The sequence below is a fragment of the Streptomyces sp. F001 genome (genome assembly GCF_004187715.1).
GTDB classification, from domain to species: domain Bacteria; phylum Actinomycetota; class Actinomycetes; order Streptomycetales; family Streptomycetaceae; genus Streptomyces; species Streptomyces flavusporus.
This window is the reverse complement of sequence record NZ_QZWF01000087.1, coordinates 1-6776: the sequence shown is the minus strand read 5'-3', so window position 1 is coordinate 6776 and position 6776 is coordinate 1. Positions and strand designations below refer to the sequence as shown.

General features: G+C 72.0%; 7 protein-coding genes. 4 read left to right on the top strand and 3 right to left on the bottom strand.

Annotated elements, in window-relative coordinates:
• Positions 1 to 88: 88 nt before the first annotated feature.
• Both StrepF001_RS43870 and StrepF001_RS43865 read right to left on the bottom strand, forming a co-directional pair.
• Positions 89 to 1123 carry a LacI family DNA-binding transcriptional regulator gene (locus StrepF001_RS43870; RefSeq protein ID WP_129803658.1) on the bottom strand — a complete coding sequence of 345 codons (1035 nt, stop codon included), beginning with the start codon at positions 1121 to 1123 and terminating at the stop codon, positions 89 to 91.
• A 141-nt stretch (positions 1124 to 1264) separates the two neighbouring features.
• Positions 1265 to 1927: a TetR/AcrR family transcriptional regulator gene (locus StrepF001_RS43865; protein WP_129803657.1), complete on the bottom strand. Its 663-nt coding sequence runs from the start codon at positions 1925 to 1927 to the stop codon at positions 1265 to 1267.
• Positions 1928 to 2042: 115 nt separating this feature from the next.
• Here StrepF001_RS43865 and StrepF001_RS43860 point away from each other — a divergent pair, with 115 nt between their 5' ends.
• Entirely contained in the window at positions 2043 to 2606 is a 564-nt protein-coding gene (locus StrepF001_RS43860) for an NAD(P)H-dependent oxidoreductase (protein WP_129803656.1), read from the top strand.
• A 174-nt stretch (positions 2607 to 2780) separates the two neighbouring features.
• Positions 2781 to 3788, top strand: a complete 1008-nt coding sequence (locus StrepF001_RS43855; RefSeq protein ID WP_129803655.1) for an FkbM family methyltransferase — start codon at positions 2781 to 2783, stop codon at positions 3786 to 3788.
• Between the two features lie 76 nt (positions 3789 to 3864).
• Here the strand turns inward: StrepF001_RS43855 and StrepF001_RS43850 are convergent, their stop codons facing one another.
• Positions 3865 to 4869: a LacI family DNA-binding transcriptional regulator gene (locus StrepF001_RS43850; RefSeq protein ID WP_129803659.1), complete on the bottom strand. Its 1005-nt coding sequence runs from the start codon at positions 4867 to 4869 to the stop codon at positions 3865 to 3867.
• A 204-nt stretch (positions 4870 to 5073) separates the two neighbouring features.
• Between StrepF001_RS43850 and iolC the strand changes: the two genes are divergently transcribed.
• Both iolC and StrepF001_RS43840 read left to right on the top strand, forming a co-directional pair.
• Positions 5074 to 6051, top strand: a complete 978-nt coding sequence (gene iolC, locus StrepF001_RS43845; protein WP_129803654.1) for a 5-dehydro-2-deoxygluconokinase — start codon at positions 5074 to 5076, stop codon at positions 6049 to 6051.
• A gap of 4 nt (positions 6052 to 6055) precedes the next feature.
• Positions 6056 to 6776: aldolase (locus StrepF001_RS43840; RefSeq protein WP_129803653.1), on the top strand; the 721-nt coding region annotated here is incomplete at its 3' end.

Below are 6776 nucleotides of genomic sequence, written 5' to 3'. Positions count from 1 at the left end.
GCCCCTTCGGGGCGCCGCCGAACCGCACCGGACTTCGCCGAGCCCGCTTGGTCACCCCGTACAAGACACGCCCGGCCATAAGTAACCGTCAGCTGGAGTCGCGGTGCACCACCGCGGCCCCCAGCACCTCGCGCCGCTCGGGCTCGGCGCCCGGGTTGCGTACCGCGCGGTCGACCAGCTCGGCGAGTTCCCGGCCGGACGGCAGCTCGATGTGGACCGTGCTCAGCCGGGGCCGCAGCAGCCGGCCGAGCATCAGGTCGTCGGCGCCGATCACCGCCGTGTCCTCGGGGATGCGCACGCCCTCGTCCTGCAGGGCGCGCATCAGCAGCATCGCGTATTCGTCGTTGTAGGCGAAGACCGCGTCGAGGCCCAGGGTGTGCCAGCGCGCGGCGAGGCGGGCGGCGGCCTCCTCCTCGTGGGCGAGGGGCAGCTCGGTCAGGACGGCGTCCGTGCCGTGCAGGGCCCGGCGTGCTCCGTCGAGGCGGGGCCTCGAGTAGATCCCGAGGCCGGGCTCCTCGGGGACGACGACGCCGATACGGCGCCGGCCGCCGGCGTACAGATGGGCGGCGGCTACCTGGCCGACGGCCGCGTGGTCCATGAGCAGGGCGTGTGCGCCCTCGACGGCCTCGGGGCCGAGGGTCACCACGGCGCGAGCGCCGGAGCGCTTGAGCACCGCCACGCCCTGTGGACCGAGGCTCGAGCCGGGTACCAGGACGGCGACCGGCCGCAGCTCGGCCCAGGCGCGGGCGGCGTCGTCGCCGTGCAGGCCCGGGGTGCCGTGCTGGACGACCGTGTAGTCGAGCCGGCTGAGGGCCCACTGGAGTTCGTTGATGAACTGGCTGTACAGCGGGCCGACGGGGATGGCCGGGGACGGCATGAGGACCATCCGGCTGTGCCCAGCGCGCAGACTGCGGGCCGCCGCGTGCGGTACGTATCCGAGTTCCTTGGCGGCCGCGTGCACGCGACGGCGCGTGGGCTCGCTGATCCGCACGGCGCTGGTGTTGTTCAGGACGTAGGAGACGGTCGCGCGCGAGACGCCGGCCAGCCGGGCCACGTCGGCGCTCGTGGGCACGGAGCGCTGGGCGGGCAGCGCGGACGCGGGAGTGTTCGGTATCTGCACCATTGCGAACGCATCTTGGCAGAGGCGGCAGCCGGGGCCCCGGGCGGGGGGACATCGTCTCTCATTGAACGAACTTGCAGCCGCAGAGGCGGGGTGCCGGCCCCCCGGCGACTGCGGCATGATCCGCCAGACAGTCCCTGAACCTCAGCCGGGCGGTTCGGTCCGCGTCACCCGGGCGACCAGATCGATCCACCCGGCCTCGAGCCGCTCCAGCGGCATCCCGCACTGCTTCGTCAGGTGATGGATCACCGCGGGATCGAGATATCCCATGAGGGTCTGCGCGAGCAGTTCGCAGTCCGCGTCCGGGACCGCCTGCCGCAGCAGCAGGACGACGTGTCCGTGCAGCAGACGCCGCGCCGGGTGGGTGAAGCGGCGGTCGGGGCCGCTTTCGGCCGCGAGCTGGAGGTCCAGCTCTTCCATCGCCCGGCGCAGCGCGGCGCAGCCGAACGCGCGCAGCCGCTCGACCGGCGACGCGCCGGGGCCGAGAGGCGGGGGCCCGCTGAGGAACGCGGCCTGGAACTTCTTCTCGGAGTGGTCGAGCAGTGCCGTGAGCAGGCCGACGCGGTCCCCGAAGCGGCGGAAGACCGTCCCCTTGCCCACCGCGGCGGCCGCGGCCACCGCCTCCATCGTCACCGCGGATGCGCCGTGCTCGGCGACCAGCCGGCCGGCCGCCTCCAGCAGCCGTGCGCGGTTGCGCGCGGCGTCGGCCCGCAGGCACGGCTCCTCTTCGGGCGTGCCGAGTTCGAGCAACTGCGGTGCGTCGATGGGTTCCTGTTGCTCCGGGATGGGCGGGAGGGAGGCGGACATGAAGACAGAGTAAAGCACCGGGAAGAAATTGGACCGCGGTCCGGTTATGGTGCTACAAAGGCAACCGGACCTCGGTCCGGATATCTCAGTCGCGATTCACCTCGGGAGTTCCCCCATGTCCGTACGCATCCTCGCGCTCGTCGGCAGCCTCCGCGCCGGTTCGCACAACCGCCAGCTCGCCGAGGCGGCCGTCAAGGTCGCCCCCGAGGGCGCCGATGTCCAGCTCTTCGAGGGCCTGGCCGACATCCCCTTCTACAACGAGGACATCGACGTCGAGGGCAGCGTCCCGGCGTCCGCCGCCCGCCTGCGCGAGGCCGCGGCCACCGCCGATGCGCTGCTGTTCTTCACCCCCGAGTACAACGGCACCATCCCGGCCGTTCTGAAGAACGCCATCGACTGGCTGTCCCGCCCGTACGGCGCCGGCGCGATCACCGGCAAGCCGGTCGCCGTGGTCGGCACCGCCTTCGGCCAGTACGGCGGTGTGTGGGCGCAGGACGAGACCCGTAAGGCCGTGGGCATCGCCGGCGGCAAGGTGCTGGAGGACATCAAGCTCTCCATCCCCGGTTCCGTGACCCGTTTCGCCGAGACCCACCCGGCCGACGACTCCGAGGTCGCCGCCCAGCTCACCGAGGTCATCGCCCGGGTGCACGGCCACGGCAGCGAGCAGGCCGCGGCCTGACCCGCCGAGGGGGCCGGAAACCGGCCCCCTCGCCGTCGCCCCCGCCGGCCGGCCGCTCGCCCAGGTCGTCCGATGAGGCCCACAGACACGGCTCGGCACCCTCTCCGGCTTCCGGGAAGACGAAAAACGTTCAACCGTACGACGCCCTGATGACATCTCTGCCAGGGTGGGCGGATGCAGACCCTTTACCGACGACTGCTCAGGTTGATGCCCCGGCTGGGGGTACAGGTGACCGACCTCGGACCGGGGACCGCGGTGGTGTCCCGGCGCGGACGGCGGGCCCGGATCCCGCTCGGCCCGGGGGCGGATCTGCTGGTCAGGGACGACGGCCGGTACTCGGTGTCGGACGCCGGCAAGGACACCTGGCTCGTGCTGGGCGGCAAGGCCCGTACGGCAGCCGGTCCCGCCCCTGAATGGACCGGCGTCCCCCTCGGCGACACCGGCGCGCGACTCCTTCTCGACCGGCAGGCCGACGCGGACGAGCGCAGGATCCAGCTGGCGGCGGCCGAGTACCTGTGCGCCCAGCACGTGGCCGCGATGCTCGAACTGTACGGCGTGAACTGCGTCTTCGACGTCGGCGCCAACACCGGGCAGTACGCCCGCCGCCTGCGCCGGCTCGGCTACACCGGGCGCATCGTCTCCTTCGAGCCCACCGCGGACGCCTTCGCCAAGCTCAGCAAGGCCGCCCGGGACGACCCCGACTGGCAGGTCCACCACTGCGGTCTCGGCCGCGAGGACACCGTCACGTCCATCCACACCGGCTGGAAGACCATGAACTCGCTGCTTCCGCCCAGCGATTACGGCCGCGACCGCTACCGCCGGTTCGCCACGACCCGTACGGAAGAGATCGAGATCCGGCGGCTGGACGGCGTGATGGAGCAGGCCCTCGCCGGCATCGAGGAGCCGCGCCCCTACCTGAAGATGGACACCCAGGGCTACGACCTGGAGGTCTTCGCCGGCGCCGGCACTCGCATCGCCGACTTCGTGGGCCTGCAGTCGGAGGTCGCCGTGCTGCGGCTGTACGAGGGCAGCCCGCCGATGAGCGAGGCGGTCGCCGCGTACGAGGCCGAGGGTTTCGAGATCACCGGCATGTATCCGGTGACCCGCGAGGCGGCGACGGGGCGGGTGGTCGAGTTCGACTGCGTGATGATGCGCGCGAAGGCGGCTCCCGCCGCCGACTGACCCCGCCCGTGCGCGCGACAGGCCGGGGCCCGGGACGGGTTGCCGTACCTGGCAGCCCACCTGCCCCGTCGACCGCTCAGCCGGCCGCCGCCTCGGGCGCCGGCCCGCTGGTCCCCCGTACCACCAGCTTCGGCTCCAGCACTGCCTCGCGCGGCTCCAACTCCTCGTCGTCCAGGCGCTCCACGGCGAAACGCACCGCGTGCTCCGCCATGAGGACCGCGTCCTGACGCACCGTGGTCAGGCCGATCGGCATCAGGTGGGAGAGGTGGCTGTCGTCGTAGCCGACGACGGACATGTCGCGCGGAACCTCGACGCCCGCCCGTGTCAGGGCCAACAACAGGCCCATCGCGCAACGGTCGTTGCCCGCGAGGACCGCCGTCGGCAACCGCCCCCCGCTGTCACGCTCCGCCAGGAGCAGTCGGCCGGCCTCGATGCCCGACAGCTCGGTGTGGTCGCCGGGGATCACCCGCAGTTCCGACTCCAGCCCAGCACGGCGCATCGCCGCCCGGTAGGCGCGCCGCCGCTCGGCGGAGCCGGGGCCCCGGCCGCCGTCGATGTGCACGATCCGGTGGTGGCCCAGTTCGACAAGGTGGTCCATGGCCTGCCGTATGCCCTTGCTCTCGGCGCTGTGGACGCTGTCGAGGCGGGCTCCTGGCACCCGTCGGCCCACCGCTACGGCGACCGTGCGCCGGCCGAGTGCGTCCAGGTCCGCCGCCGCCGCGTCCGTGCCGAGCAGGATCACCGCTTCGCAGCGGTGCCCGAGCAGGGACTCGACCGCCTTGGACTCACCCCGGCCCGGCGCGGTCGCGGACAGCAGGACGTCGTACCCGAGCCGTTCCGCCTCGCCGTAGATGCCCTCCAGCAGGTCGGCGTGGAACGTGTGGTGGGCGGTGAACATCACGCCGAGCGTGCGGCTGCGGCCGCGGGCCAGCAGCCGGGCCGCGTTGTCGGGGCGGTAGCCGATCTCGTCGGCGACGCGCAGCACGCGCTCGCGGGTCTCCTGACTGGCCCCCGGCTGATCGCGGAAGACGATCGAGACCAGCGCCCGCGAGACACCCGCCTTCTCGGCGACGTCCGCCATCGTGGGCCGCTGCTTGCCCGATACATCCACTGCTGATCCCACCCTCCGACGCCGACCACCCTACGGGCGGCCGTGAAATCTCCTGGCAACAACCTATTGACATGACATTTGGACTGGAGTCATCGTACTCGCCTAGAGCGCGCTAGTAGAGCGCGACAGTCGATCAAAGCTCCCCGGAGTCTCCGGTGCGAAGGGAAATCCGCGATGCCGTTCGAAGTGCTGACCATGGGCCGCGTCGGAGTGGATGTGTATCCGCTCCAGACGGGTGTGGGGCTGGCCGAGGTCACCTCGTTCGGCAAGTACCTGGGCGGCAGCCCGACCAATGTCGCCGTCGCCGCCGCCCGGTACGGGCACTCCTCGGCCGTGATCACCAAGACGGGCCGCGACCCGTTCGGTGACTTCGTCCGTACGGCGCTGGAGGGCTATGGCGTCGACAGCCGTTTCGTCGGCACGTCGGGCATCGCGCCGACCCCGGTGACGTTCTGCGAGATCTTCCCGCCGGACGACTTCCCGCTGTACTTCTACCGCCTGCCCAAGGCTCCCGACCTGGACATACGCCCGGAGGAAGTGGACCTCGGCGCCGTCCGCGACGCGAGGATCCTCTGGGTCACCGGCACGGGGCTCAGCGAGGAGCCGAGCCGCAGCGCGACCCTTGCGGCCCTCACCCACCGCGCGACGTCGGGGACGACGGTCTTCGACCTCGACTGGCGGCCGACGTTTTGGAAAGACACAGCCTGGGCCGACCCGGCCAAGGCCCGTACGCACTACGCCGAGGCGCTGCGGCACACCACCGTCGCCGTGGGCAACCTCGCCGAGTGCGAGGTGGCCACCGGTGAGCGGGAGCCGTACGCCGCCGCGAAGGCGCTGCTCGCGGCCGGGGTGCAGCTGGCGGTGGTGAAGCAGGGGCCGAAGGGCGTGCTGGCCATGGGACACGACGGCTCGATTGCCGAGATCCCGCCGGTCCCGGTGGACGTCGTCAACGGCCTCGGTGCCGGCGACGCCTTCGGCGGCGCGCTCTGTCACGGCCTGCTGTCCGGCTGGGACACCCGCCGGACGGTGACGTTCGCCAACGCCGCCGGCGCCATTGTCGCAAGCCGGCTGGCCTGCTCCGACGCGATGCCGACCGAGGCCGAGGTGGAGGCGCAGCTCCGCGCGGCCACCCCCAACGAACGAGAGGTGTGAGGACGTGCTGTCCGACAAGGTGAGCCGGATCGTGGACGCCCGGGTCAACGACCCCGGCGCCATCGCGGCGGCGGCCGCCCGGCGCGTGAAGGCCACGTCGCTGCTCGGCGAGCACGGCAAGGCGATGATCGTCGCCGCCGACCACCCCGCGCGCGGCGCCAATGCGGTGGGCGGCGATCCGTCCGCCATGGCCGACCGCTTCGAGCTGCTGGACCGCATGTGCGTCGCCCTCGAGCGGCCGGGTGTGACCGGCGTCCTCGCGACCGCCGACATCCTGGAGGACCTGCTCCTGCTCGGCGTCCTCGACGGCAAGAACGTCTTCGGCTCCATGAACCGGGCCGGCCTCGCGGGCTCGGTCTTCGAGATCGACGACCGCTTCACCGGCTACGACGCCGAGACGATCGCCGCGATGGGCTTCGACGGCGGCAAGATGCTCACCCGTATCGCCCTGGACGACGCGGCGACGCCCTCCGTCCTGGAGAACACCGCCCGTGCCGTGGACGAGCTGAATGACCGTCATCTCATGGCGATGGTCGAGCCGTTCCTCTCCCGCTGGCAGGACGGGAAGATCCGTAACGACCTATCCCCCGACGCCGTCGCCCAGTCGATCACGATCGCCTCGGGCCTCGGCAGGCGTACCGCCTACACCTGGCTGAAGCTGCCGGTCGTGGACGACATGGAGCGCGTGCTCGCCTCCTCCACGCTGCCCGCGCTGCTGCTGGGCG